Below are 25,101 nucleotides of genomic sequence, written 5' to 3'. Positions count from 1 at the left end.
TCCTGATCACGTCTGGGAATTCCGGTTCCGGAACAGGAACGGCGGCCACGACTTCCCGTGGCCGCCGTTCCCGCTGTCCAGGTCGAAGACCTGGGCGGCGTCAGCCCTTGCTCGCGGCCAGGGCCTCGATCGCCTTGCGGACGCCCTCACCGTAGGCCGCGTCGGCCTTGGTGCAGTTGGCGATGTGCCGCTCGATGGTCGCCTGCGAGGCGCCGTCGATCGCCCGCGCGGTGTTCTCGAAGAGCACCTGCTGCTGCTCCGGCGACATGTTGCGGAACAGGATGCCGGGCTGCTCGAAGTAGTTGTCGTCGTCCTCGCGGTAGTTGAACCGGTCGGCGACGGCACCCACGGCCTGCACCGGGTCGCGGTAGGAGGCCTGCTCCTGCCAGCGGCCGTAGGAGTTCGGCTCGATGCCCGGGGTGGCGCCCTGGTTGCCGTCGACGCGCATGGCACCGTCGCGGTGGTAGGAGTTCACCGGGTTCTTCGGCGCGTTGACCGGGATCTGGTGGTGGTTCACACCCAGGCGGTACCGCTGGGCGTCACCGTAGGAGAACAGCCGGCCCTGCAGCATCTTGTCGGGCGAGAAGCTGATGCCCGGCACCACGTTCGCCGGGGTGAACGCGGCCTGCTCCACGTCGGCGAAGTAGTTGTCGGGGTTGCGGTTGAGCTCCCACTCGCCGACCTCGATCAGCGGGTAGTCCTTCTTGGACCACACCTTGGTCAGGTCGAACGGGTGGTACTTGTACGTGTCGGCGTCGGCCTCCGGCATGATCTGCACGTACAGCTTCCACTTCGGGAAGTCGCCGCGCTCGATCGCGTCGAAGAGGTCGCGCTGGTGGGACTCGCGGTCCTTGCCGACCAGCGCCTCGGCCTCGGCGTCGGTCAGGTTCTTGATGCCCTGCTGGGTGCGGTGGTGGAACTTGACCCAGAACCGCTCGCCCTCGTCGTTGATGAAGCTGTAGGTGTGCGAGCCGAAGCCGTGCATGTGGCGGTAGGACGCCGGGATGCCGCGCTCCGACATCACGATCGTGACCTGGTGCAGCGCCTCGGGGAGGTTGGTCCAGAAGTCCCAGTTGTTCTCGGCGTTGCGCAGGTTGGTGCGCGGGTCGCGCTTCACGGCGTGGTTGAGGTCGGGGAACTTCAGCGGGTCGCGGAAGAAGAACACCGGGGTGTTGTTGCCGACGATGTCCCAGTTGCCCTCGTCGGTGTAGAACTTCAGCGCGAAGCCGCGGATGTCGCGCTCGGCGTCGGCCGCGCCGCGCTCGCCGGCGACGGTCGAGAACCGGATGAACAGGTCGGTCTTCTTGCCGACCTCGGAGAAGATCTTCGCCTTGGTGTACTGGGTGATGTCGTTGGTCACCGTGAAGGTGCCGAAAGCGCCCGAGCCCTTGGCGTGCATCCGGCGCTCCGGGATGACCTCGCGGTCGAAGTGCGCCAGCTTCTCCAGGAACCAGACGTCCTGCAGCAGCATCGGGCCGCGCGGACCGGCGGTCAGGGAGTTCTGGTTGTCAGGGACCGGCGCACCGGCCACCGTGGTCAACGGTTTCTGGTTGTTCTCGGGCAAAACTCGCTCCTCGGTGGTGGGATGTTGGCTGGCTCACTCGGCCCGGGAGAGACAGTCGGGGCAGATGCCCCAGAAGGTCACCTCGGCCTCGTCGAGCACGAATCCGTGCGGGCCCTCGGTGTGCAGGCAGGGCGCCTCGCCGACGGCGCAGTTGACGTCGGCGATGGCACCGCAATTGCGGCACACCAGATGGTGGTGGTTGTCACCCACGCGCGTCTCGAACCGGGCGGGCGAACCGGCCGGCTCGATGCGACGGACCAGGCCCGCCTCGGTCAGCGCGCGCAGGACGTCGTAGACCGCCTGGGTCGACACCGAACCCAGCTCGCGGCGGACCGCCGTCGCGATGGCGTCGGTGTCCGCGTGGGGATTGTCCGAGACCATCGTGAGCACGGCAACCCGCGGACGGGTCACCCGCAACGACGCCTCCTTGAGGAGGGCGACGGCATCGATGGACGGCATGCATCCATACCTACCAGCTTTTCTGGAACGAATCAAATAAAGACCCGCGCGCGGCGCCCCTCCGGCAGCGGCGAAGAACCCCCACACCCAGCGCGACCTGGTCAAACGGGCCGGACATGGCCGAAGATCATAATGACCCGTGCGAGTGACGGAGGGCTGACGTGTGGGTGTCTACGTGTCGATCAGAGGCTGGCTGGAGTGCGACCAGAAGCAGCTCGCCGCCATCCGGGAGATCATCTCCGCGCACGACGACGACCACTACTCCCACGGCTGGGGCCTGCCCCGGCGGCACTTCAACTGGACCTGCTACGCCTTCTACGGCGGCGACGTCCGAGAGCTCTCGGTGAGCTGGCTGCTCGACCAGCTCACCGAGATCGCCCGGGTCCCCGCCTCCGACGAGGACGGCGACCGCGTCCGGGGCCTGTTCCTCGCGAGCCACGAGATCGACGGCACCAGCGAATGGCAGATCCGCGAAGGCCGAGTCCTGATCTCGCCCGCCGACGACCGGCACCGGTACCTCGACGTCTAGCCGTCCCTACAGGCCCGTCGCGGGCCAGGTGACCGCGCCCCACCCGTCGAGGCGCGCGTCGGCCCGCCGAGCAGTGCCCTCGGCCTGGTAGACCGCGCGCTCGGCGGCCATCCAGGCGTGCCAGTGGCCGCGCGCGTCGTCGCCGTCGCGCTCGATGCCTCGATCGAGGCGCTCCGAATCCTCCGCCTCGACCCACACCAGGAGCGCCGTGAGGTCGGCGAACCGCCGCGCTCCCGCCCCGCAGCCCTCGACGACGAGGTACGGCGCGCGCGGAACGTCGTGCCACTCCGCGAACGCGCCGGCGTCCCAGTCGTACCGCTGGTACCGGCCGTCCCGACCGGCGGCCAGCGGGTCGAGCACCTGCTCACCGAGCCGCTCAACGCCACCGGCCATCCCGCTCCACCCCTCGTACAGATCGTCCATGTGCACGACCTGGGCGGGCAGCGCCTCCGCGAGCTGAGCGGCGAGCGTCGTCTTGCCCGAACCGGCGGGCCCGTCGACGACGACGAGCCGCCCCTCCCCGCCGGGAGGACCGAGCCGGGGAGAACCGTCGCGCGCCCGCCGCACGAGCCCGGCCAGCACAGCAGACCCAACACTCAACGCAGAACCCCAACCAAGACCCGCCGGACGAAACCACCGGAGTATCACGGATCCGAAGCGCCGCCGGTCCGCCGGGGACCGCGGAATCAGAGGTCCGGCAGCGGATCCTGCGGAAGGTCCTGCGGCGACGCGATTTCCGCGTCGGCGGCGTTGACCACGGCGACGTACTCGTCATCGATCTCGTAGTCGATGCCGTCCAAGCAGAAGTACGGCGTGGTCTGCGTGCCGACAGGGCCAAGGACGATGTTGCGCGGAAGCCGCGCGACAACCGATTTCGGAGCCCTCGTGGACCAGAAACCCGTCGACAACACGGTGATCGCCTTGCGGCTCACGACGACCAGAACGCTCGACTGAATGCTCATCGGAATGGTGGCGGGAAAAACGTACCGGATCTCGTCGCCCTCATCCAAGAAGGCGCGGATTCGCTCGCGAACGGCCCCGGAAACAGGCATACCGGAAGATTACCAACGCCGGCCCGCCGGAAGACGGCCTTCGCAAGTCGGTCGCGACGGCGTGAAAAGCGTTGTGGCCCGTGCTCATCGCGGTGCTAGCCTGCTCGGTATGTCTGGCGCTTCTGCCGCGGCCGCCGCCGCTGTCACGAGGACGCTCCGCTAGCGGCGGTGCTCTCCTGACGCTCCGCCGCTCCACGTCTTGGACCGGAGCGGCCTCTTCGTGCTGCTCAGATACCTTTCGGATATCGGAGCACCCTCTTGACCTCAGACATTTCGAAACCACGCCGGGCTGACATCCGGGCGTGGTCCGTTCTCGGCTGCCTCGCCACGCTGCAGTTCCTCATCGCCATCGACGTGACCGTGGTGAACGTGGCGCTGCCGTCGATCGGGGCGGGCTTGGGCGTGAGCGCTCGCGAGCTGACCTGGGTCGTCGTCGCGTACACGATCACCGGCGGTGGACTGCTGATGCTCGGCGGCCGCCTCGGCGACGTGCTCGGCCGGCGACGCGTCCTGATCGCGGGGACCGTGCTCTTCGGAGCCGCCTCGCTGCTCGCGGGTCTCGCGCCGTCGTTCCCGTGGCTGGTGGTGGCGCGGCTTCTGCAGGGCGTCGGCGAGGCGCTCGCGCTGCCGGCGTCGATGGCGACGATCGTCCTGATGTTCCCCGAGGGCCCTCGCCGCTCGCGCGCGCTGAGCGTGTGGGCGGCGGTGGCGAGCACGGGTCTCGTGGTGGGATTCGTGCTCTCGGGGATCATCACGGAACTCTACGGTTGGCGGTGGATCTTCCTCGTCAGCGTTCCGTTCGTCGTGCTCGTGATCATCGGCGCCATCGCACTCGTCCCCGCGGACAGCGCCGCTGCACGCGTTCCGCTCGACCTGCCAGGTTCGCTGCTGCTGACGCTCACGCCACTGCTGTTCGCGTTCGGCGTCATCGAGGCGGGCGAGGGCGGCACGGCCCCGTGGACCACGGCCGTCGCCCTGATCGCGTCGGCGGTGTCCGGGACACTTTTCGTCGTGGTGGAAAAGCGATCGCCGGCGCCGCTGATCCCGCTGACGTTCTTCCGCAACAAGACGCGGGTCATGGCCAACCTCGCCACCGCGCTCCTCAGCGCGGCGCTGTCGACGTCGTTCATGCTGTTCACCCTCCACCTCCAGCAACGCGCCCTCCTCACCCCGTTCGAGGCGGGGCTGATGCTCCTCCCGCTGGCCATCTCGCTCGTCGCGGCCGCGACGTTCGTGCCGCGACTGCTGGAGCGTTGGGGCGCCAGGGCGTGCGCGGGGGCCGGGATCGCCTTGACCGCAGCGGGAATGGCGGCGATCGCGATCCCGTCGACCGGCGGAGCGGGCGCGGCGGCGACCATGCCGGCGATGGTGCTGATCGCGGCGGGCATGGGCTTCGGCCTGGTCGGGCTGCAGTACGCGGCGGTCACGGGCGTGACCGAAGAAGATGCGGGAGTGGCGTCGGGAGTCCAGCGAGCGGCGGACCAACTCGGAGGCTCAACGGGAATCGCCCTCTACATCGGCATCGCCTTCGCCCCCACCCTGGCAACGAGCATCGACCCCTTCGTCACGGCGAGCGCACTCGCCGTCGCAGGACTGGCGGCGGCATGGCTGATCACCCGACGAATCACGATGCCCGAACCGGAGAAGGAACCAAAGGTCGGCTGAACCCCTACCGGAATGAACAAATCCTGAAGGAGGCGGTCAGGGCCGATGCGAACCCGCACCGGCCCTGACCGAACTCACCCCGATGTGCCGGCCGACGGGACTTCGAACCCGACCTGCTCGTCATCCGCCAAGCTCGCCACGACGTCGTCCGACCGCTGCTAGCCTCGATCTTCAGGTAGGGCAGTCGGAGGGTGACGATGGCGTCCGATGAGAACCCGGCACCGAAGATGCAATCCGCGAGCAACGAAATGACCGCGCTGGTCGGTGGTCACGTCATCCAGGCCGGCACCATTTCCGGTGACATCCACCTGGGGGGATCCGACCGGCTGGCCGCTCTGCCCCGCCAACTCCCGGCGGCACCGCGGCTTTTCACCGGCCGGGTCCGCGAGCTGGTGCAGCTCACCGAGATACTGCGCTCCCACGCGGACGACAGCACGGTGATGATCACGGCGATCAGCGGCAGCGGCGGAATCGGCAAGAGCTACCTCGCGATTCACTGGGCGCACCAGAACGCGGACCGGTTCCCCGACGGCCAGCTGTACGTGAACCTCCGCGGATTCGACCCTTCCGGGACCCCGGTCCACCCGTCGACGGCGGTGCGCACGTTCCTGGAGGCGTTCGGCGTTTCGCCGAGCAGTCTGCCTGCCGATCCGGAAGCGCAGGTGGCGCTGTACCGGACGCTGATGGCCGGGCGCAGGATGCTCGTCGTCCTGGACAACGCCCGCGACGCAGACCAGGTGCTGCCGCTGATACCCGGGAGTTCCGGTTGCGCTGTGCTGGTCACGAGTCGCTACCAGCTCGCCGGGCTCGTCGCGGTGTACGGCGCTCATCCGCTGTCGGTGGACGTGCTCAACGAATCGGACTCGCACGACCTGCTCGTCGGCCACCTCGGCCGGGAACGCGTCGATCGACATCCGGCGGCGGTCTCGAACCTGCTGGACCACTGCGGCGGCCTACCGCTGGCGCTCGGCATCGTGGCGGCCAGGATCTCCCTGCAACCGGAGATTCCGCTGGACGTGCTCGCCGGGGAGCTCCGCGAGGAATCCAGTCGGCTCGACGCTCTCGATGCGGGCGGCCCCGGGGTCGACCTGCGTGCCGTGTTCTCCTGGTCCACCCAGGCGCTTTCGCAGCCGCAGTCGCGGGTCTTCAAGCTGCTCGGGCTCGTCCCGGGCGCCGATCTGAGCTCGGTCGCCGCCGCCAGCCTCATCGGGCTCCCGATCCGCCGAACGCTTGGCCTGCTGCGCGATCTGGAACGCGCGAATCTCGTGCACGCAAGCGCCTCTGGTCGTTACCGGATGCACGATCTGGTCAAGCTCTACGCCGCCGAAGAGGCTGAACAGCTCGAAGCCGGCGAGGAATGGGACCTGGCGCTCAAGCGGCTGGTGGACTGCTACCTCCACACGGCCTACGACTGTTCCCGGAAGCTGTACTCCCGCACCCGGGAACTCGTCTTGGAGCCTCCCGAGCGCGGCAGCCTTCCGCTCAAGGCCGCCGATTCTTCCGAAGCAGCAGAATGGCTGGCCGCCGAGCACGGCAATCTGCTCATCGCGGTGCGGAAATCGGTGGATCGCGGCTGGTACGTCCGGGCGTGGAACCTCGTCGAGGCGCTGGACACCTACCACCGGCGCCGGGCCTACATCCACGAGAACCTGATCAACTGGCGGTCCGCGCTCGTCGCGGCCGAACAGCTGGGCGACGCCGGGAAAGCGGTGCCCGCCCACCGGAATCTGGGCGACGCCTACAGCAGGGCCGGCCGCCACGACGACGCGGTGCACCACCTGCAGCACGCCCTCTCGTCGTCGGAAGCGTCCGGCGACGAACGGGGTGCCGCCCACACCCACCAGGTTTTCGCGCTGGCCTGGGAGTCCCACGGCGAGAACGGGCAGGCGTTGGAACACGCGCAACGCGCACTCGAGATCTACCGGCGGCTCGCGGATTCGACCCGGACGGCCACCTCGCTGAGCCAAGTAGGGTGGTTCAGCGCGCAGCTGGGACGCTACGAAGAGGCCCGGGATCGCTGCGCGGAAGCTCTCGCGCTGCACCGCAGTTCCGGCTACCGGGAGGGGGAAGCCCACGCGCTCGACGGTCTCGGGTACATAGCCCACCACACCGGCGATCACCTCGCGGCGATCGGCTACTACCGCGAAGCGATCGAGGTGTTCCGCGCATTGGGCAACGAGTACTGGGAGCCCAGCGCACTCGACCGACTCGCGGAATCGCATGTGGCGCTGGGGCGGCGGGCCGGTGCCCGGGAGCTCTGGCAGCAGGCGCTCGAACTCTACCGATCGCAGCTGCGGATGCTCGACGTCGCGAAGGTTCAGGAGAAGTTGTCGGCCCTCGACGAGGGCTAGCGAGGTTCATCGATGCCTGTTGGGGTCGGTTCGCATGGGCAAGGGCTGGATCGCGTACATCGACGTCGACGGAACGCTGCTGGATTCGCAGCTGAACCTGAGTCCGCGCGTCCGGGCGGCGGTGGACCTGGCGCAGGAGCGCGCGGACATCGTGATCGCATCGGGCCGGTCCACGGCCGCGTGTTTCCGGATCGCCCGCGAACTCCTCGAATTCCCGACCTACGTGATCGCCTCCAACGGGGCGGTCGTGGCCGAATGCGCGACCGGTGGAATCGCGTATTCCGCTGCTTTCCCGGTCGGCGCGGCCGAACATGTCCGCCGGCTGGCGGATTCCGCTGAGTGCGCCCTGTGGGTGTACCACCCGACCACCTGGTACGTCGCCGCGGAGCACGCCGGAACGGTGGCACTCAGCAGATCGAAGTCGGTCCCGGAGTACGTGGACTCGATCGGCGAATGCTTGGCCGGCGCGGTCAAGCTGATGATCGTCGGAGCCCCGGCCACCGTTCGGGTTCTGCACCGGGAGCTGCGGGAACGGCAGGACCTCGTCTCGTTCGTCTCGTACCCGGATTACCTGGAAGTGATGCCCGCCGGGGTGTCCAAGGCGACGGCGGCCGGAGTGGTCGAATCGCTGATGCAGGCGCGCCGGGATGTGCGCACCCTGGCCATCGGGGACGGGATCGCGGACGTGCCGCTGTTCTCCACGGTGGACTACGCGGTCGCGGTCGCCAACAGCAGCGCGGAGGTGCGCAGTGCGGCCGACTACCTCGCGCCCAGCAACGACGAGGACGGTGTTTCCGTAGCGCTCCGCGCATTGGTGCTGGGCGAGGTCGCGGCCCGGTCCGTACTGCGGCGGAACTAACGACCATTACCCGCCCGGACTAGAGCCGATGAGTAATTCCCCGCTAGGCTGCATACCGCACCATTCATCATTGCGGGTACTGGTTCCACGCCTCAAGATGAACGATATTCTGGAGGATTTCATGATTGTCATCGCCGGCGACTCCCACGCCGAACCCGCAATGGTCCGAATTCGGGAATTCCTGGAAAATGCCGGTTTCGCGTTCGAGGAGTTCGGTTACCGGGATGGCGATAACCCCTCGGCCAAACTGGAGGAGTTCATCCCGCAAGTGGCGAGGCCCGTGCGCGACGGGGAGGCGACGAGCGGCGTGCTGGTGTGCGGAACCGGAGCCGGCGTCGAAATCGGCGCCAACCGGTTCCCGGGGGTTCGGGCGAGCCTCTGCATGACCCCCCGGTCCGCGGAGTGGGCGCGCGTCTACGACGACGCCAACGTGCTGTGCCTCTCGTCGTGGGCCCTGGACGAACTCGACCTGGAGAAGATCCTGTCGGCCTGGTACCAGGCGTCCTACGACGGGGATGTGGCTCGGCGGGCCATGTTCGACGCCTTCGACTCCTGGAGCGTCGACGCCTAACGCTCGGGATGTGCTCGTGACCGGCGGCAGAGAGCGGAGAGCGGATGGTGTTCTCGGTTGTAGCTCCCACGGTCGAACATCTTTCGCTCTTCCGCGACGGCCTGTGGAAGGAGCAGCGGTTGCTGGAGGTGGTCGTCGGGAACAGCGGGACTCGGTTGCTGCGCAAGCACTTCTCCGACCGCAGGCAGGCTGATTCGGAGGTCCGCTACCTGGCCATCGCGAGTGAGCTGGCCGGCGGTTCCACCCCGTCGGTCGTCGGGGTCGCCGACAACTACGTCGACCTGCGGTACGTGGAGGGCATCCGCGTGTACAACGTGCTTGAGCTGCTGCGGGAACTGGAGGAGGTCGACGACCGCGCGAACCGGCTTCGAAGCCTCCTCGTCGAACGTTGCGTGGCGTCCTGCGCGGCATTGCAGGAGGTGCTCGTGCGAGATGCGGGGCGCGAGCACGCCGCCCCGAAGTTGTACCCGGTGCGGCAGAAGCTGACGACCCTGCTGGAGATCATCGACCACGGCCTGGGGCTCGGGCTGGACATGGTCGCGATCGAAGCCGAAGCGCGGTGGGCGGAGGACTGCCTGCGGCAGGTGTCCTGCCTCGTCCCGTTCCGCGACGCGGCACCGAAGAACCTGATACTCGAGTGGCCCGAGATGTGGCGCGGCCGGAAGTCGGTGGCGGAGCAGCGCCGGTCGGTGCAGGACTTGGTGGCGAACTGGTCGCCGGGCGCGGGTTCTCCGTTCGAATCGAATCCCATCGTGCATGTGGACTTCTCGTCGTGCGGCGAGTTGACGGTCCCCGAGGACGATCCGATCAGCCTGCTGGTCCACGAATCGACCTGGATGGGGGAAATCCCGGGCCGCGACCGGCTCTGCTGGCTACCGCACGCCCCGGACGCGACCCGCTTGGCCGTCGGACTGCTGGTCCGTCTGTACCGGCTCGGCGGACGCCGGCTCTGCTACCTCCTGGTGCACAAAACCGGCTACCGCAGGAGGTACGCGCACGAGTCGGTCGAGTTCTACTTCCGCGCGCTGCTCCTCGCGGCGGACACCACGTGCCCCGAGCTGAAGTCCTCGTTCCCCGCGATATTAGGCGCCGCAGACGCGATCCTCTCCCGCTTGTCCGGAAGGTTGTCGATAGCGCACGACTGGTTCGACGCCGCCTACGAGCCACCGCCCGGGAAGTACTACCGGGACGTGTTCCCCTATTAGCGGATTCCGTCGGCACCAACACCAGCCCCCGGATGGCTTTGAACATCGTGGAGAAGCGCGCGCTCTTGGAAGGACTCCTCCGAGAGCGCGTGCCGCGACAAACCACCGCGGATGAGATACCCCGGAATCACCCGCCCACTACCGGCGTTCGGCATCGGCTTCACGCCGACGCTCGCTGCGGGCATCGATCCCTTCACGATCGCGAGTGCACTCGCCGCCGGCCTGGTCGCGGCTTGGCTCATCGCCCGAGGCATCACGATGCCCGCACCGACGGCGTGAACACCGTGGCGGACGGCAACTTCGAGCAGGGGTGGCGAAAAGTTATTGGCTACCGCAGCCGCAGCTTGTCCAGCGCGCGCGGGTTGGTCTTGGCGCTGCCGCGTTGGACGGAGTAGCGGATGCCGTTGTAGACGAGATCCCAGAGTGCCTGGTTGGCCTCGATGTCGGCTGCGTCGATTGACAGCTCCACGCCCTTCTTGTCCGTGAGTTCCAGGGTCCAGGCGAGTCCTCCGCTGGCGCCTTCGACTCTGACCTCGGTGAGCTCGTAGGTGTCGATGTAGCCCTTCTTGACCGCGAGCCAGTCGGCGCCGGCCGAGATCCCGGACGAGTGGAAAGCCAGAATCCACAGTGGCCAGAGAACCACCGGTGCGACGACGAAAATCCAAAGCCACCAAGTGCTCATCCAGTCGAAGCCCCAGTCCCGGAGGCACATCAGGACGAACATGATTGCCGATACGACCAGGCCGGACAGGATCGCCGAGTCGATCGTCGCCTGATACCACTCCAGCGCCGGGCCCCTGCCTTCTGGCGCCTTCGGGTACCGAGCCAGCTTCGACGATCTCCGCGGCAGTTTGGTCCACACAGTGATCCGGGGCGCCTTCGGCGGCCTAGGATCGCCAGTTTGAGGGTGAGGGCGCGGGGGAAGTGATGTGGGCACGTTCCCTACCTGGTCATCTTCGGGTTGATGTCTTCCAGACGCTTGCCGATGTTGATCATGTCGTCGCCGAACTCGTCTATCGCGAAGCCGACACCGATGCCGACGACGCCGCCCACGATGGCTCCGGGTGGGCCGCCGATCGCCGCGCCGACGAACGCCCCGGTCACCAGGCTGCCCGTTCCGCTGGCGACCGCGATGGTCGGGTCTTTGCCCTGGCTGATGTCGTAACCGATGCCACCAGCCGCGGCAAGAAGCCCCAGGCCAGGAATAATCTTTCCGAACTTCGACGCACCTTGCAGCCAGGGGCTAGCAGGTGTGAACCCTTTGGGAATGAGCTTCACGTCGAGCCCGCGGAGAGTGGCCTGCACCCTGGACGGAAACCGGTCGATCACCCGCGCCGCGCGAGTAGCCACGGCTTGATCGAGGGCGTCCTTGGCTTTGAGGTCGTTCGTGATCTGAATCGCCGTGGCCTTGCCGCGGTTGGCCAAGCTCAAGTTCTGGCTTGTCGTCAGCTTCGCGGCACGCTCGGCCTTCGTCATCGCGTCGTCGGCGAACTGCTTGTACTGGCTGTTCCGAACCGCGGTCGCGCCGATGAAGCCCGCGCATATATCGGTAAGCGTGAGCGAGAGTTTCGCCGGGTCGAGGACACCCGACAGGAACCGCACCAGTACGTGTTGGGACTGCGATTCCTTATCCCGCGCTTCCTTCACGATCTGGCTGGCCTCTGCGTACGCCTGCGCCTTCCGGTCAAAGGCCCGTTGGGCTTCGACCGCCGCCGCATGCTCCTGGGTCTCCTCCGGAGTGGCCGGCCGCCCGGTGGGCAGTGGCGTCGGATCGGCCGGCGCAGGCCCTGGTTCTTCGATCTTGAAGCCGTGGACGAAAAGGCCGCCGAGGGCGGCCACGTCTTGGGCGCGTTGCATCATCGCCTTGACCGTGTTCAGGTCGTCGGCGTGGATTTGCAGCGCGCGGCAGGTGTCTTTCAGTGCCCGGACCTCGGTATCGGCCATCATTCCGGCCGCGATCAACACGGCACGGAAACCGTCCGCTGCGGCGCCGAGCCACCCGGACTCCGACTCGGCGCTGGTGAGCTGAATTTGCCGTGCTGCTTCCTCGGCGCCCTCGGACTGCGTGTTCGCCCAGTCGCAGACGGCAGTCAGGCTGTCTGGATCTCCTTTGACTTCGGTATCCAGCGACATGTTCAGCGACCTTTCCCAGCGAGGTCTATCGCGGCTGCTCGGCGTTGAGCTCGGCTACCTGTATGGCGGCAGCGTGCTCGTAGTCGTGTTCGACGTAAACGGCTTGGCTTTCGGCCGTCGCGTCACCGATCGCGCCCATACCGATCGAGAGATTGCCCAATGCATCAGTCAAAAGCGCAAGCGCACCCTGCACGGCGCCGGTGACGATGCCGGCCTGCGGATCCGGCGGGGGCACTGCTTGGCTTTCCAGGTCCGCGCTCGCGTTGCGGAGTCGGCTTGCCAGCGCTTCCAACAGCGCCGGGTCCGCCTTCAGATCTGTCATTCAGTCCCCCTGCTGAAACCTCGTCCGACGTTCTTCGGGCGGCAACGCGGCATCCCACAGGACAACATCGGCGCTGCTACGGCTCTTGATGTCCTCGACCTGCCCGCCCTGCACAGCGACCCACGGCTGACCGTCCCCACACCCGGCAACGAGCTGCTTCAGTGACGTGAACGCAAGAAGTGCTCGGTGGCCGTCCTCCGTGTCGCGCAACTCCAGCGTGACATCGTTGTCGTCCTTGTTGACCCGCTCAGTCGGCAGGTACACGGTCGCTGGCAGCTCCTCGTCACCATCCAGCGGTGCAACGAATTCAGCACCGATCACCGATGGCGCCACATCGTCCTGATCCCGGCGCAAGTCGCGATCTCCGTAAACCAACGTTCCCCCTTACCGTGGTTTGCCCAGGCGGGAAACGATACTCAGATGATCTTGTATTGAAATCTCTTGTGCTGCAACGTCACTCGATCAGCTCACGCGGCCCGAGGCCGACGCCGCAGATCATCTCTACCGCGTCGGCCTCGGGCTGGAACAGCGAAAACTATTCAGCCATGGTCTTCGACTTCGTCCTGGTCTTGATCGACCTCGGCTCCGACTCCGGTGGCCACGGGGTCGACTTCGACGGGCACCGGGATCGGCAGCCCGGTCACCTCGGGCTGATCGTCACGCGGGGCGGGCATCGGTGGCTCCTTTCGAGCATGGACGGAATTGGGTGGCCGGTCGGTGCCCTGGGAGGGAGAAGCCCGCACCGACCGGCCGAGCTCGATGCCGACGATCGGGGACATCGACATCGAGCAGCTTTGAAACTCAGGCACCACGGCGGCGCGGACCGATCCGCGAGCGCAACCACAACCGCGCTTGCGCAACGACGTCCGACTCATCGGTCCAGTCGCATCCAACGCTGACAGTGTCGATGAGGTGATCGTCATCATGCGAGCTTCCGATATCGCCGCGATGCACGGTGAAACAACCGGCACCACGCCCCCAGCGGAACGTGTAGACCTCAGTCGGCGAGACACGTTCGACACGCCACGCCATCGGCAGGAACCGCTTCGGCCCCCTCTTGCTCATAGCGCAGCGCGAGACAGGATCGGTACTGAGCGCTCGCCAGGCTGTGCCGCGGCCCCTTCGGGGGCCTTACCGGCTGCGCCGCGAGGCCGGAACCGGACACCGGCCTCGGCGAGCATGCGGTGCACGATCCCATAGGACCGCCCGGACTCCTTGCAGAGTTGCCGAATACTCGCGCCTTTCTCGTACTTACTTCTGAGGACGCGCGCGAGCCTTTCGCGCGCAGCAGGCTTGAGTCGAGTGCCAGGTTTGATCTTCCGCATGGCAAGACTTCCTCCTGATCGCTGAGAACATGAACGTCGAGGACGTACCGACGGTTTTCGCTCGACGACAACGGATTCGGCGGATGCTCGGCGATCGATCTCTACCAGTCAGAAATCGTCCACGGCCTGTTCCAAACCGAGGACTACATGCGCACCCTGTTCACCGAGGCAGGCGTACGCCGCGGTGACCAGTCAACCGACATGATGATCAAAGCCCGACTGGAACGACAGGACGTTCTCACGAAGACAGCTGCCCCTGAAGTCACCGCAGTCCTGTCCGAGTCCGGCCTCCGACGCATGGTCGGAAGCCCCAAGATCATGAGCCAACAGCTTGAGCACCTTGCAGACCTGGCCGAGCGGCCGAACATCCATCTTCACGTCGCGCCGTTCCGGTGCCGAGCAGTCGCGGCGTTGGCCTATCCGTTCATCAGGTTTCGGGTGCCAGCAGCCAACGCCAACACTCCACCGTTGGAGTTCGTGTTCGTCGAACAGCTCACGAACGGGGACTACCTCGATAACCCGAACGAGGTAGCGGAATACAGTGTGTTGTGGAGCGGGCTGTTGGGAGCTGCCCTCGACCCGGTGGAGTCGCGGGAGCTCCTGCTCTCGATGGCAGCCGAGTTCGAATGATCCGCCGCTCGAAGGAGTAGCACCCATGACCCCGACTAGGAGCTTCGACGGCTGGCGCAAAGCCCAGGCCAGCTCGGGAACCGGCAACGGCTGCGTGGAGGTCGGCTACGCACCCGGCTACCACGGCGTTCGTGACTCCAAGCTTGGCGAGGCAAGTCCGATCTTGGCCTTTGACCGCCTCGCTTGGGCAGCCTTCCTGACTTCGGTCAAGGCTGGCGAGCTCGACCGCTGACCATCAGACCAAGACGCCCCGCCCGGCAGTTGCAGGGCGGGGCGCTCGTTACTCCGAGGTATCGCGACCAAGCTTTCTCGCCGATTGGGGACCTCGCCGGCGTGCCTTGGCGCTCATGAGCCGACGGTTCTACCGGGTCGTCCAGGTGACCGGTAGTTCGTGGACTCCGTAGATGTTCATGTCGGTCTTGAGCTTCACCTCGTCGGTGGGGATGGCGAGCGCGAGGGTCGGGAAGCGGCGCAGCAGTCCGTCGAAACCGGCGCGCATCTCGATGCGGGCCAGTTGCTGGCCGAGGCATTGGTGGATGCCGTGGCCGAAGGACAGGTGACCGCGGGCCTTGCGGTGGATGTCCAGGGTGTCGGGGTCGTCGAAGCGCTGGGGGTCGCGGTTGGCGGCCAGCAGCGAGACGACGACGGTCGATCCCTCGCGGATCGTTTCACCGCCGAGTTCGATGTCCTCCGCGGCGTAGCGGTAGAAGACGTCGACGACGGACAGGTAGCGCATGAGTTCTTCGACGGCATCCGGGAGCAGATCCGGGTCGGCGCGGAGTTCGGCCAGTTGCTCGGGGTGCTCCAGGAGCGCGAAGGTGCCCAGCGCCAGCATGTTGGCGGTGGTCTCGTGGCCCGCGAGCAGCAGCAGGAAGGCTGCGCCGGTCAGCTCCTCGATGGTGAGGTCGTCGTGGCGGGCCAGGTCGGACAGGATGTCGTCGCCGGGTTCGGCGCGCTTGCTCGTGACCAGTTCGGCGAGGTACGCGTTCATGGCGCCGACCACGGCCACCTTCTCCTCGAGCGTCTGGTCCTTGACCAAGAACTGGGAGGAGTTGGCCTGGAAGGTCTCCCGGTCCGCGTAGGGGACGCCGAGCAGTTCGCAGATCACCAGCGAGGGCACCGGCAGCGCGAACTCCTTGACCAGGTCGACCGGCGGGGCGAGGCGCGCCAGCTCGTCCAGCTGCCGCTCGGTGATGGCGACGATCTGCTCTTCGAGCATCCTCATGCGCTTGACGGTGAAGGCCCCGGTGAGCTTGCGCCGCAGCCGGGTGTGGTCCGGCGGGTCCATGGCGACGAACAAGCCCGGCGCCTGCGGGGAAGGCTCGGTGGCGACGGGCATGCCGGGGGTCTCGTACGGCACGCGGATCACGCCGATGTCCTGGCGGGAGCTGAACCGGGTGTCGGCCAGGAGCTGGCGGACCGCCTCGTAGCCGGTGACGAGCCAGCCCTGGTGACCGTCGGGGAAGAGCATGGGACTGACCGGGCGAGCGTCGCGCAGCCGGGAGATCTCGCGGGGCGGGTCGAAGGGGCCCGCATTCCGCTCCATGGGGAGGCCCTGCGGGATGGGAACCGCTTGAGTCATCGGTCTTTCCTTTCGTGGCGGTCGTTGCGGCCACGATCGCCGCCGGACCTGACATGCGCCTGACACGGCTCTGACACCGACCACGCCGGAAACGTCTCCCGCGTCGCGTCAACAGGCGGAGGCCTGCCCGTCGCCCATGGCAAAATCGGCCAGGTGCAGATCGGGATGCTTGGATCATTCGAGGTTCGCACGGATGACGGCGTCCTAGCCGACGTGCCGGGCGTCCGGTTGCGCGGGCTGTTGGTCGCGCTCGCGCTCGAACCGGGTCGCGTGGTCCCGAAGTCGACGCTCGTCGACTGGATTTGGGGCGAGAACCCGCCCGCCGACACGGCGAACGCCTTGCAGCGCTTGGTTTCCCGGCTGCGGAAGGCGCTGCCGGAAGGAGCGGTCGAGGGGCAGCCGAACGGCTACCGGTTGAGGGTGGAACCCGACGCCGTCGACGCCGTGCGGTTCGAACGCCTCGTCTCCCACGCCCGCGACGACGCGGATCCACGGGGGGTGCGGCGGCTGCGCGAGGCCCTCGCGCTGTGGCGCGGCGCGGCCATGCAGGACGTCGGTCTGGCCGATAGCGCAGCGTTCGACGCGGCGGTCACCCGGCTCGAAGGGCTGCGCCTGGCAGCCGTGGAGGATCGGTTCGACGCGGAGATCAGCCTCGGCCACGGTGCGGAGCTGGTCACGGAACTGACCGACCTGGTGGCCGCGCATCCGGTGCGGGAACGGCTCGTCGCCGCGTTGATGCGCGCCCTCGTCGCGACCGGTCGCGACACCGAGGCGCTGCTCGTGTACGAGCGCACGAGGGAAACCCTGGCCGACGAGCTGGGCGTGGACCCCTCACCGGAGCTCGCCGGATTGCACGTCGCGCTGCTGCGGGGCGAGTTGGGGCGGCCGGAGGAGAGCCGGAAGACCAATCTGCGTGCCGAGCTGACCAGCTACGTCGGCAAGGACGCCGACGTCGCCGCGGTCCGCGAACTCAGCACCCAGCACCGGCTCACCACCCTGATCGGGCCGGGCGGCTCGGGGAAGACCAGGCTGGCCACGGAAACCGCGCGCACGCTGCTCGGCGACCTGCCGGACGGGGCCTGGATGGTCGAACTCGCGGCCATCGGCGCCGACGGTGACGTGGCGCAAGCGACGCTCGCCGCGCTCAGGCTGCGGGATGCGCTGCTCGGCGATGCACCGGACGCGGAGCCGACGGATCGGGTCATCGCCGCGCTCCGCGAGCGGGAGATGTTGCTGGTCCTGGACAACTGCGAGCACGTGATCGAATCCGCCGCGGCATTCGCCCACCGGGTGCTCGGAGAGTGCCGGCGGCTGCGGATCCTCGCGACGAGCAGGGAATCCCTCGGCATCACCGGTGAGGCGCTGTGGCAAGTCGCGCCGTTGGTCCTCCCCGCGGAAGACGCCGACCCCGGGGAGATCGAGTCCGCTCCGGCCATCCGGCTGCTGCGGGACCGAGCCGGCGCGGTGCGCAAGGACCTCGCGATCGACGCCCGCACGATGTCGGTCATGGCGCGCATTTGCCAGGCGCTGGACGGGATGCCGCTGGCGATCGAACTCGCCGCGGCCAGGTTGCGCACCATGTCCCTCGATCAGCTCGCCAATCGGCTCGACGACCGGTTCCGCCTGCTGACCGGCGGCAGCCGGACCGCGCTGCCCCGGCACCGGACGCTGCGCGCGGTGATCGACTGGAGCTGGGAGCTGCTCACCGACGCCGAACGATTGGTCCTGTGCAGGCTCTCGGTGTTCGCCGGTGGCGCGAGCCTGGAAGCGGCCGAGCAGGTCTGCGCCGGCAATGCGGTCGAGCCTGGTGAGGTGCTCGAGCTGCTGACCGCGCTGACCGAGAAGTCGCTGGTGGTCGCCGAGGGCGACCGGGCGACGCGCTACCGGATGCTCGGCACGATCAAGGAGTACGCCGAGCAGCGCCTCGTGGAGGCGGGGGAATCGGATCTGACGCGCCGTGCGCATCTCGCCTACTTCACCGGATTCACCGGAGTCGCGGAGCCGCACCTTCGCCGCGCCGAGCAATTGGAATGGCTCGCCGCGCTCGAGGCCGAGCACGACAACATCATCGCCGCGATGCGCGGTGCGCTCGCCGCCGGCGAGGCGGACGGGGCGATGCTGCTCGCCGCTACCGCCGGCTGGTACTGGTGGCTCGGCGGGCACAAGGTCGAGGGCAACGAGCTGATCATGGCGGCGATCGCCATGCCCGGCGAGGTGGCAGACGAGATCCGGGTCGTCGTGTACGCGCTTGCCACGGGATTCATGACCTCCGGGCGGGAGAGCGACCAGTTCCAGGCGGCGGAGTGGATCCACGAGGTGTACGAGATCAGCCGACGCGTCCAGAGCCACCACCCGGCGGTAGGGCTCGTCGCCGCGCTGGAACGCCTGGTGCAGGCGCCGGACGCGTACGTTCCCGCGTGGGAACCGCTGCTCACCGACGAGGATCCCTGGGCGCGCGCTCTTGCCCGGCTGCAGCTGGGCAAGATGCGGATCATTCTCGGCCACGGCGACCGGGATGCGGATGCTCATCTCGAGACGGCGCTCACCGAGTTCCGCGCGCTGGGCGAACGGTGGGGAATTTCGTTCGCCTTGACCGAGCTGGCGGATCGAATCGCGGTGCGCGGCGAGTTCGCCACTGCGTGCACGTACTACGAGCAGGCGATCGCGGTCGTCGCCGAGTTCGGCGCCGCCGAGGACGTGGTGCCGATGCGGTCGCGGCAGGCCCAGTTGTACTGGCTGGCGGGGAAAGAGGAGTCGAGCGCGGCTGCCATGGCAGAGGCGCAGCGGTCCGCGGAACGGGTCGCCTGGCCGGGGGCGCTGACCGAGCTGGCCCTGTCGAAGGCGCAGTTCGCCCGCTGGAGCGGCGACGCCGAGCAGGCACACCGGCAACTCGACGTCGCGACGGCGATGCTGGGTGACAACGCCGAGCGGGCGAGCATCCGCGCGATGAGACACGACCTGCTCGGTTACCTCGCCGAGGATCTCGACGAGGCCCGCGAACACCGCGCCGCAGCCGTCCAGGCGGCGTCCGAGGCGGGGAACGCGCTCGGGATCGCGCAGGTGATCGTGGGGATCGCGGACCTGGCGCTGCGCCAGGAAGAGCACGAGCAGGCCGCGCGCCTGCTCGCGGCGAGCACCCGCGTGCGCGGACTGCCGGACCGTTCCCAACCGGATGTGGGCCGGATCGAGCAGGCCGCGCGAAGTCGCCTCGGTGACGCGCGGTTCACCGAGGCGACGCAGGAGGGGGCGCAGGCGAGCTGGCGCGAGTTGGTCGCGGTCACGCTCGCTTGTTGAACGTGGCGGACGCCCACAGGTACCCGACGAGGGCGATCCCGGCGCACCAGGCGAGGGCCGCGATCAGGTCGCCGGTGGCCGGCGCGCCGTCGAGCAGCCCGCGCAGGGTTTCGATGATCGGCGTGAAGGGCTGGTACTCCGCGAATTCCCGGAGACCGGGCCCCATCTTCTCCGCCGGCACGATCGCGCTGCTGAAGAACGGGAGCATGACCAGCGGCACCGACGCCAGACCCGCCGTTTCCGGGGACTTCGCCGCCAATCCCAAGGCGACCGTCAGCCAGCCGGTCGCGAAGCCGAGCAGCGCGACGACACCGACCACGCCGAGCCAGTCGAGGAAGCTCGCCGACGGGCTGAATCCCAGCAGCAAGGCGACTCCGATGATCACCGCGGCGGCGATCAGATTGGTCAGCAGGCTGGCGATGACGTGACCGGTCAGCACCGCACCGCGGGGAACGTCCATGACCTTGAAGCGGTTGATGATGCCCTTGGTCATGTCGGAGTTCACCGACGTCGCCACGGCCCCCAGTCCGTAGCAGACGGCCAGCAGGAGCATGCCCGGCGTCGCGTAATCGACGTAGTCGACCCCGACGCTGAAGGCGTCACCGAACATGTACACGAACATCAGCATGACCAGGACCGGCATCAGGACCGCGTTGAACACCGAGATCGGATTCCGGGCGATGTGCTTGAAGTTGCGGCGCAACATCACCATCGAGTGGGACTTCATTTCGCGACCACCTCCGTGGTGTGGCCCGTGAGGGCGAGGAAGACGTCATCGAGGTCCGGCGTGTGCACCGTGAAGGCTTCGGCGCTGAGCGAGTGCTCGTCGAGCCTGTACAGCAGGGCCCGCAACGACTTCGTCCCGCCGTCGCTGGGAACCCGCAGGGTCAGTGCCTCGTCGTCCCGCGTGGAGCCGGCGATGATCCGCGCGGCCGCGTCGAGTTCGGCGAAGGTGGTGAACCGGAGCCGGACGTGCGTGCCGGGAATCTGGCGCTTGAGGTCGTCGGGAGTGCCCTGGGCGACGAGGCGGCCCTGGTCGAGCACCGCGATCCGGTCGGCGAGCTGGTCGGCTTCCTCGAGGTACTGGGTGGTGAGGAAGATGGTCACGCCATCGCCCACCAGCTCGCGGATGATCGACCACATCGTGCGACGGCTGCGCGGGTCCAGACCCGTCGTCGGCTCGTCCAGGAAGATGATCCGCGGGTTGCCGACGAGCGTCATCGCCAGGTCGAGCTTCCGGCGCATGCCCCCGGAATAGGTCGACGCGGGCTTCCGCGCCGACTCGACCAGATCGAAGCGTTCCAGCAGCTCTGCGACGATCCGCTTGCCGCCGCCCGCGGGGGCCCGGTTCAGGTCCACCATCAGCTGCAGGTTCTCCTGCCCCGTCAGCAGCTCGTCCACCGCCGCGAACTGGCCGGTGACCCCGATCGCCGCGCGCACCGCCTTGGCCTCGGTCGCGAGGTCGTGCCCGGCCACTCGGACCGTCCCGCCGTCGGCCTTCACCAACGTGGTCAGCACGTTCACCGTCGTGGTCTTGCCGGCCCCGTTCGGTCCGAGCAGGGAGAAGACCGTGCCCGCACGGATGTTCAGATCGATGCCGTCGAGCACGATCTTGTCCTGATAGGACTTCCGCAGCCCGGAAGCCGTGATCGCTGAATCCGTCATGCGATCACTGTCATCGGCCGACCTGACACCGACCTGCCCTCGACCTGACACGGGTCCTGACACGGCGTGCGCGCCCACCCGATCCGCCGACGCACGCCGGGCCGAGCAGGCGATCTGCCTGCTCGGCCCGGTGTCCGCGCATGTGGCCCGGAAGACCTGCGCCGTAGATGCGCAGCCAGTGGCCGTGATGGGGTTTTCGTCTTCGGTGTGGCACTCAGGCGAAGAGCTCGCCGAGCAACTCGGGGTCGATGGAGATGGGGGCGGGGCGGTAGGCGGGCGGCTGCGTGCCCAGCAGCTCGCGCACCAGGAAGTCCCAGCCGCGCGTGCGGACGTATTGCTGGCAGTCGATGAACAGGTGCTCGGCCCCGGGCACGATGAGCAGCTCGAAGTCCTTGCCTGCGGCGATGAGCCGGTCGGCCAGCCGCAGCGTGTGGACCGGGTGGACCTGGTCGTCCATCTCACCGTGGATGAGCAGCAGTTTGCCCGCCAACCGGTCCGCTATGTCCACATTGGACGCGCGAGCCCATGCCTCCGGGTTGTCCGCGCCGTCGTAGGCCTCCGCGTAGCCCAGGGTGAAGTAGCGCGGGTCGTGCGAGCCGGCGAGGGCGACGCCGGCCTTGTAGACCTCGGGGAAGTCCAGCATCGCCCGCACGGTGGCGAACCCGCCTCCGGAGTGGCCGAACGCACCCACCCGGTCCAGGTCCATCCACGGCCGGGTTTCGGCCAGCTGCCGCAGAGCCGCGACGTGGTCGGCCAGGCAGCCCGCGTCGGCCAAGCGGCCGTAGGAGGCGTCGTGGAAGGCCTTGCTCCGCCCCGGGGTGCCCCGCCCGTCGACCGCGACCACCACGAAGCCCAGCGCCGCGATGGGTTCCGCGTCCGCGCCCATCCCGCCGGGGTCGAAGCACGGGTCGACCCGGGTGAGGTGCGGGCCGGGGTAGACGCTGTCCACCACCGGGTAGCGCTGGGCGGGGTCGAACCCCCTCGGCCGGTACAGCACGCCGTAGATGTCCGTCACCCCGTCGGCCGCCTTGACGCGGAACCGTTCCGGCGGCGTCCAGCCGATGGCGGTGAGCTTGCCGATGTCGGCGCGCTCCAGCTCGACCAGCACCCGGCCGGTCCAGTCCCGGACGCTGGACACCGGCGGAGTGTCGACAGTGGACGCTGAGTCGATGAAGTACGCCATGGTGTCCGGCGCCGTGACGATGTGGTCCAGCGCGTCGTCGGTGACCTTGGCGAAGCCGGTGCCGTCCAGGTTGGCCCGGCACACCGTGCGGCGGTACGGGTCCTCCTCGACCAGCCCGGAGGCGGTGAAGTACACGACCCGGTCGGCCTCGTCGACGTGCAGGATCTGCCGCACCGCCCACTGCCCGGAGGTGACCTGCCCGAGCAGAGCGCCGGTGTGCAGGTCGTACCGGTACAGGTGGCCCCAGCCGTCCCGCTGCGAGTACCACAGCACCTCGTCGGCCAGCACTCGCACGATCGGCTCCCCGGTCAGCCACTGGTTGGGCTCCACGCGGGTCGCCCCGGTCTCGCTGAGCACGGTGGTGACCGCACCGGTGGCCGGGTCCAGCCGGTGCAGGGTGAGCGTGTGCAGGTCGCGGGGCTGACTGAGGTAGTACACCGCCGAGCCGTCGTCCGCCCACCAAGCCCACTTGATCACGATCGGCGACAGCTGCGCCATGAGCAGCGGCTCGGCCTGCGCGCGGACCACCGTGCCCGCGGCGACGTCCAGCACGACCAGTTCGGCCCGCGGCATGTTCTCGTCCCCGGCGTAGGCGTACCGCTGGGTGCGCAGCACCGGGGCGCCGCCGTCGGCGGGCCTGGCCTCCACCAGGTGGGTCTGCCGGACGCCGCGCTCATCGGTCCGATGCGCCAGCACGCGCGTCGAGTCGGGCGACCAGGCCACGGACGGCGGCAGATGCGGCAGGCCGAACTTGCGCAGCAAGGTGGGGTTGCGCGTGCAGTCCGGGCCGGAGCCGTACTGGTAGGCGGGCTCGCCATCGGTGGTCAGCGCCCACTCGCGGCCATCGGAAAGGGAGCGCGCCCACAGGTCGTGCCCCCGCTGGGACACCACGAACTTCTTGTCGGGCGACGGCACCTCCAGCGGGTTGCCCGGCGGCGTGCCCTCGGCCCGCTCGCAGGCGTAGCTGTCCAGGAGGCAGCGCCAATGCTCGCCGAACGCGTCGAATTCCACGGCGTTCCCGCTCGGCTCGATGGCCCGGAACGGCAACGCCTCGGGGTCGACCTGCTGCCCGGAGGCCGCGGCCAGCGCGGCGGCGAGCCGGGCGTGGTCGAAGGCCGGCTCGCGGGTGCCCGCCGCCGGGTCGACCAGCACGAACCGCTTGCCGACCCCATTGCTCACCCCGTACCAGAAGCGGTCTCCCCCGTCGATCCACTGCGGCCTGATCTTGTCGCCGACGACGAGCTCGCCGGGGCGGGCCATTCGGCGCAGGAGTTGCTCCGCGGCCTGGTAGTCCTGAGTGTCGGTCATCTGTTCTGTCCTTTTCGGCGTCGATTCCGGGCACGGCGGTGCCATCACGGCACAGGAAGAAAGGGGCGCGAGGACGTCAGGCGCGGCGGACGATGATGTCGCCGCCGTGGCTGCGGGCGCGCACCTTGACGGTTCGGTCGGACTGCTCGGCGGCCGCCAGGTCGTTGCGCACCCGGCCGGCCGAGGCGTGCGCGTCCAATCGGACAGCGGTGCTCTGGGGGACGCCGACCTCCACCACGCCGGTGGGGGTGTACAGGTCGACCGCGCCGCTGCCGAGCTCGCCGACGCGGATGTCGCCGCAAGCGGTCTTGGCGTCGACCTCGGCACGCGCCACGTCGACGGTGATGGCGCCGTTGGCCGAGCTGACCCGCAGGTCGCCGGCGACCTCGCCGACCCAGGTGTCGCCGCCGATGTTCTTGACCACCGCGCCGCCGCCGACCTGGCGGAGCCGGATGTCCCCGTTCCCGCTGACGTCGGCCTGGCCGGTCACGCGGTCCACGCTGATCTTGCCGGCGGTGGTCTTCAGCCGCGCGCCGGTGGCCTGCTCGACCTGGATGTCCCCGGTGGGGGTCTTCAGCTGGCACGAGCCGACCGCGCCTTCGACGAGGCACCCGCCGTTCGCGGTGTCACCCCGAACGTCCGACCCGGTCGGCAGCTCCACCAGCACCTCCACGGTGCCGTACTTGGTGGTCCACAGGTTGCGCAGCTTCGGCTGCTTGACCACGAGCTTCCCGTCGGCGAACTCGATGTCGGTCTGGTCGGCGGCCTTGACGTCGAGCTCCCACGCCGGGTCGACGGGGCGAACCTCGACCACGGTGTCGGAACGGTCGCCGGCGACGAACCGGATGTTCCCGAAGGTGATGTCGACGGTCGCGGAGATCGGCCGAGGGGTGTCGAAGGTCTGCATGGCGGTGGCCTCCTGAGGAGTCGTGGCTGTCATGTCAACCACGATCACCGGCAGACCTGACACCGAACGGTCACAGCCCTGACGCCACCCCTGACACGACGTCAACCCAACCAAAACCCCAGCTCACGAGACGATTCGACCTCGATCCATCCGACGAGGTCCGCCTTTCCCTCCTGGACACGGCGAACAAACCCACATCCGAGCCGAAGTCGTTGTGCGGCAAGGGCTATCACTGCTTCGACGCGGTCAGGCCGGAGGCCATCTCGTCTCGTCGGCCTCGGAGCCGTCGAATTCGCCGCCTACGTCGGTGCAAGGCTGAGGTGAGCCGACCGTGGAACACCCGCAATGCCGTTTCGGTCAGCGCGGCCCGGACCGTGGGGGGGGGGGGGGGGGGGGGGGGGGGGGAGGGGGGTGGGGGGGGGGGGGGGTGGGGGGGGGGGGGGGGGGGGTGGGGGGTGGGTGGGGGGGGGGGGGGGGAGAGGGTGGGGGGGGGGGGT

Annotated in this window: 25 protein-coding genes; 10 read left to right on the top strand and 15 right to left on the bottom strand. The window is 68.4% G+C overall.

Translation table 11 applies throughout. From position 1 onward, the window contains the following. Nucleotides 1-100: 100 nt before the first annotated feature. Together AC07EQ_RS15845 and AC07EQ_RS15840 are read right to left on the bottom strand one after the other, a co-directional pair. Nucleotides 101-1,564, bottom strand: a complete 1,464-nt coding sequence (locus AC07EQ_RS15845) for a catalase (RefSeq protein WP_478388659.1) — start codon at nucleotides 1,562-1,564, stop codon at nucleotides 101-103. 33 nt (nucleotides 1,565-1,597) lie between these two features. After that, complete coding sequence (locus AC07EQ_RS15840; protein ID WP_478388658.1) at nucleotides 1,598-2,023, bottom strand: Fur family transcriptional regulator; 426 nt, start codon at nucleotides 2,021-2,023, stop codon at nucleotides 1,598-1,600. Nucleotides 2,024-2,198: 175 nt separating this feature from the next. Between AC07EQ_RS15840 and AC07EQ_RS15835 the strand changes: the two genes are divergently transcribed. Continuing rightward, on the top strand, nucleotides 2,199-2,552 hold the full coding sequence (locus AC07EQ_RS15835; protein ID WP_478388657.1) for a hypothetical protein: 354 nt from the start codon (nucleotides 2,199-2,201) through the stop codon (nucleotides 2,550-2,552). A gap of 6 nt (nucleotides 2,553-2,558) precedes the next feature. Here AC07EQ_RS15835 and AC07EQ_RS15830 read toward each other — a convergent pair whose 3' ends face one another. Together AC07EQ_RS15830 and AC07EQ_RS15825 are read right to left on the bottom strand one after the other, a co-directional pair. Further along, a complete protein-coding gene (locus AC07EQ_RS15830; protein ID WP_478388656.1) occupies nucleotides 2,559-3,152 on the bottom strand; it encodes a uridine kinase family protein in 594 nt (197 codons plus the stop codon). Nucleotides 3,153-3,238: 86 nt separating this feature from the next. Next, the gene (locus AC07EQ_RS15825) at nucleotides 3,239-3,562 is read right to left on the bottom strand and encodes a hypothetical protein (RefSeq protein ID WP_478388655.1); all 324 of its coding nucleotides are present in this window, start codon (nucleotides 3,560-3,562) and stop codon (nucleotides 3,239-3,241) included. 300 nt (nucleotides 3,563-3,862) lie between these two features. On the opposite strand from AC07EQ_RS15825, the gene AC07EQ_RS15820 reads away from it, so the two are divergent. The 6 genes from AC07EQ_RS15820 (at nucleotide 3,863) to AC07EQ_RS15795 (ending at nucleotide 10,534) form a co-directional block, all read left to right on the top strand. Beyond that, on the top strand, nucleotides 3,863-5,269 hold the full coding sequence (locus AC07EQ_RS15820) for an MFS transporter (RefSeq protein WP_478388654.1): 1,407 nt from the start codon (nucleotides 3,863-3,865) through the stop codon (nucleotides 5,267-5,269). Between the two features lie 197 nt (nucleotides 5,270-5,466). Beyond that, nucleotides 5,467-7,620, top strand: coding sequence for an ATP-binding protein (locus AC07EQ_RS15815; protein ID WP_478388653.1), 2,154 nt, complete (start codon nucleotides 5,467-5,469; stop codon nucleotides 7,618-7,620). 19 nt (nucleotides 7,621-7,639) lie between these two features. Beyond that, on the top strand, nucleotides 7,640-8,479 hold the full coding sequence (locus AC07EQ_RS15810; RefSeq protein WP_478388652.1) for an HAD-IIB family hydrolase: 840 nt from the start codon (nucleotides 7,640-7,642) through the stop codon (nucleotides 8,477-8,479). A gap of 70 nt (nucleotides 8,480-8,549) precedes the next feature. Then, nucleotides 8,550-9,050 (top strand): RpiB/LacA/LacB family sugar-phosphate isomerase, encoded by a 501-nt coding sequence (locus AC07EQ_RS15805; protein ID WP_478388651.1) that lies wholly within the window; start codon nucleotides 8,550-8,552, stop codon nucleotides 9,048-9,050. Nucleotides 9,051-9,094: 44 nt separating this feature from the next. Beyond that, nucleotides 9,095-10,255 carry a hypothetical protein gene (locus AC07EQ_RS15800; RefSeq protein WP_478388650.1) on the top strand — a complete coding sequence of 387 codons (1,161 nt, stop codon included), beginning with the start codon at nucleotides 9,095-9,097 and terminating at the stop codon, nucleotides 10,253-10,255. 111 nt (nucleotides 10,256-10,366) lie between these two features. Continuing rightward, nucleotides 10,367-10,534: a hypothetical protein gene (locus tag AC07EQ_RS15795; RefSeq protein ID WP_478388649.1), complete on the top strand. Its 168-nt coding sequence runs from the start codon at nucleotides 10,367-10,369 to the stop codon at nucleotides 10,532-10,534. Between the two features lie 49 nt (nucleotides 10,535-10,583). On the opposite strand, the gene AC07EQ_RS15790 is transcribed toward AC07EQ_RS15795, so the two are convergent. The 6 genes from AC07EQ_RS15790 to AC07EQ_RS15765 form a co-directional block, all read right to left on the bottom strand. Then, nucleotides 10,584-10,979, bottom strand: coding sequence for a hypothetical protein (locus AC07EQ_RS15790; RefSeq protein ID WP_478388648.1), 396 nt, complete (start codon nucleotides 10,977-10,979; stop codon nucleotides 10,584-10,586). A gap of 218 nt (nucleotides 10,980-11,197) precedes the next feature. Next, on the bottom strand, nucleotides 11,198-12,388 hold the full coding sequence (locus AC07EQ_RS15785; RefSeq protein ID WP_478388647.1) for a hypothetical protein: 1,191 nt from the start codon (nucleotides 12,386-12,388) through the stop codon (nucleotides 11,198-11,200). A 25-nt stretch (nucleotides 12,389-12,413) separates the two neighbouring features. Then, the gene (locus tag AC07EQ_RS15780) at nucleotides 12,414-12,710 is read right to left on the bottom strand and encodes a hypothetical protein (RefSeq protein WP_478388646.1); all 297 of its coding nucleotides are present in this window, start codon (nucleotides 12,708-12,710) and stop codon (nucleotides 12,414-12,416) included. Further along, nucleotides 12,711-13,064, bottom strand: coding sequence for an SAV_915 family protein (locus AC07EQ_RS15775; RefSeq protein WP_478388645.1), 354 nt, complete (start codon nucleotides 13,062-13,064; stop codon nucleotides 12,711-12,713). It lies immediately after the preceding gene. Nucleotides 13,065-13,249: 185 nt separating this feature from the next. After that, nucleotides 13,250-13,636: a hypothetical protein gene (locus tag AC07EQ_RS15770; protein ID WP_478388644.1), complete on the bottom strand. Its 387-nt coding sequence runs from the start codon at nucleotides 13,634-13,636 to the stop codon at nucleotides 13,250-13,252. A gap of 135 nt (nucleotides 13,637-13,771) precedes the next feature. Next, the gene (locus AC07EQ_RS15765; RefSeq protein ID WP_478388643.1) at nucleotides 13,772-14,035 is read right to left on the bottom strand and encodes a helix-turn-helix domain-containing protein; all 264 of its coding nucleotides are present in this window, start codon (nucleotides 14,033-14,035) and stop codon (nucleotides 13,772-13,774) included. A gap of 93 nt (nucleotides 14,036-14,128) precedes the next feature. Between AC07EQ_RS15765 and AC07EQ_RS15760 the strand changes: the two genes are divergently transcribed. Then, nucleotides 14,129-14,665, top strand: coding sequence for a DUF5753 domain-containing protein (locus AC07EQ_RS15760; RefSeq protein ID WP_478388728.1), 537 nt, complete (start codon nucleotides 14,129-14,131; stop codon nucleotides 14,663-14,665). 25 nt (nucleotides 14,666-14,690) lie between these two features. Continuing rightward, entirely contained in the window at nucleotides 14,691-14,897 is a 207-nt protein-coding gene (locus AC07EQ_RS15755; protein ID WP_478388642.1) for a DUF397 domain-containing protein, read from the top strand. Between the two features lie 129 nt (nucleotides 14,898-15,026). On the opposite strand, the gene AC07EQ_RS15750 is transcribed toward AC07EQ_RS15755, so the two are convergent. Beyond that, a complete protein-coding gene (locus tag AC07EQ_RS15750; protein WP_478388641.1) occupies nucleotides 15,027-16,247 on the bottom strand; it encodes a cytochrome P450 in 1,221 nt (406 codons plus the stop codon). A gap of 153 nt (nucleotides 16,248-16,400) precedes the next feature. On the opposite strand from AC07EQ_RS15750, the gene AC07EQ_RS15745 reads away from it, so the two are divergent. Beyond that, the gene (locus AC07EQ_RS15745; RefSeq protein WP_478388640.1) at nucleotides 16,401-19,541 is read left to right on the top strand and encodes an AfsR/SARP family transcriptional regulator; all 3,141 of its coding nucleotides are present in this window, start codon (nucleotides 16,401-16,403) and stop codon (nucleotides 19,539-19,541) included. On the opposite strand, the gene AC07EQ_RS15740 is transcribed toward AC07EQ_RS15745, so the two are convergent. From AC07EQ_RS15740 to AC07EQ_RS15725, 4 genes are all read right to left on the bottom strand, one after another. After that, nucleotides 19,525-20,268 (bottom strand): ABC transporter permease, encoded by a 744-nt coding sequence (locus tag AC07EQ_RS15740; RefSeq protein ID WP_478388639.1) that lies wholly within the window; start codon nucleotides 20,266-20,268, stop codon nucleotides 19,525-19,527. The genes AC07EQ_RS15745 and AC07EQ_RS15740 overlap by 17 nt on opposite strands. Then, nucleotides 20,265-21,206, bottom strand: coding sequence for an ATP-binding cassette domain-containing protein (locus AC07EQ_RS15735; protein ID WP_478388638.1), 942 nt, complete (start codon nucleotides 21,204-21,206; stop codon nucleotides 20,265-20,267). Before AC07EQ_RS15735 ends, AC07EQ_RS15740 begins: the two co-directional genes overlap by 4 nt. Nucleotides 21,207-21,420: 214 nt before the next feature. After that, on the bottom strand, nucleotides 21,421-23,697 hold the full coding sequence (locus AC07EQ_RS15730) for a S9 family peptidase (protein WP_478388637.1): 2,277 nt from the start codon (nucleotides 23,695-23,697) through the stop codon (nucleotides 21,421-21,423). Nucleotides 23,698-23,773: 76 nt separating this feature from the next. Further along, a complete protein-coding gene (locus AC07EQ_RS15725) occupies nucleotides 23,774-24,637 on the bottom strand; it encodes a DUF4097 family beta strand repeat-containing protein (RefSeq protein ID WP_478388636.1) in 864 nt (287 codons plus the stop codon). Between the last annotated feature and the right edge of the window lie 464 nt (nucleotides 24,638-25,101).

The sequence above is a fragment of the Saccharopolyspora sp. NPDC045839 genome, from assembly GCF_056431645.1.
This window is presented reverse-complemented; position numbering and strand designations above follow the sequence as displayed.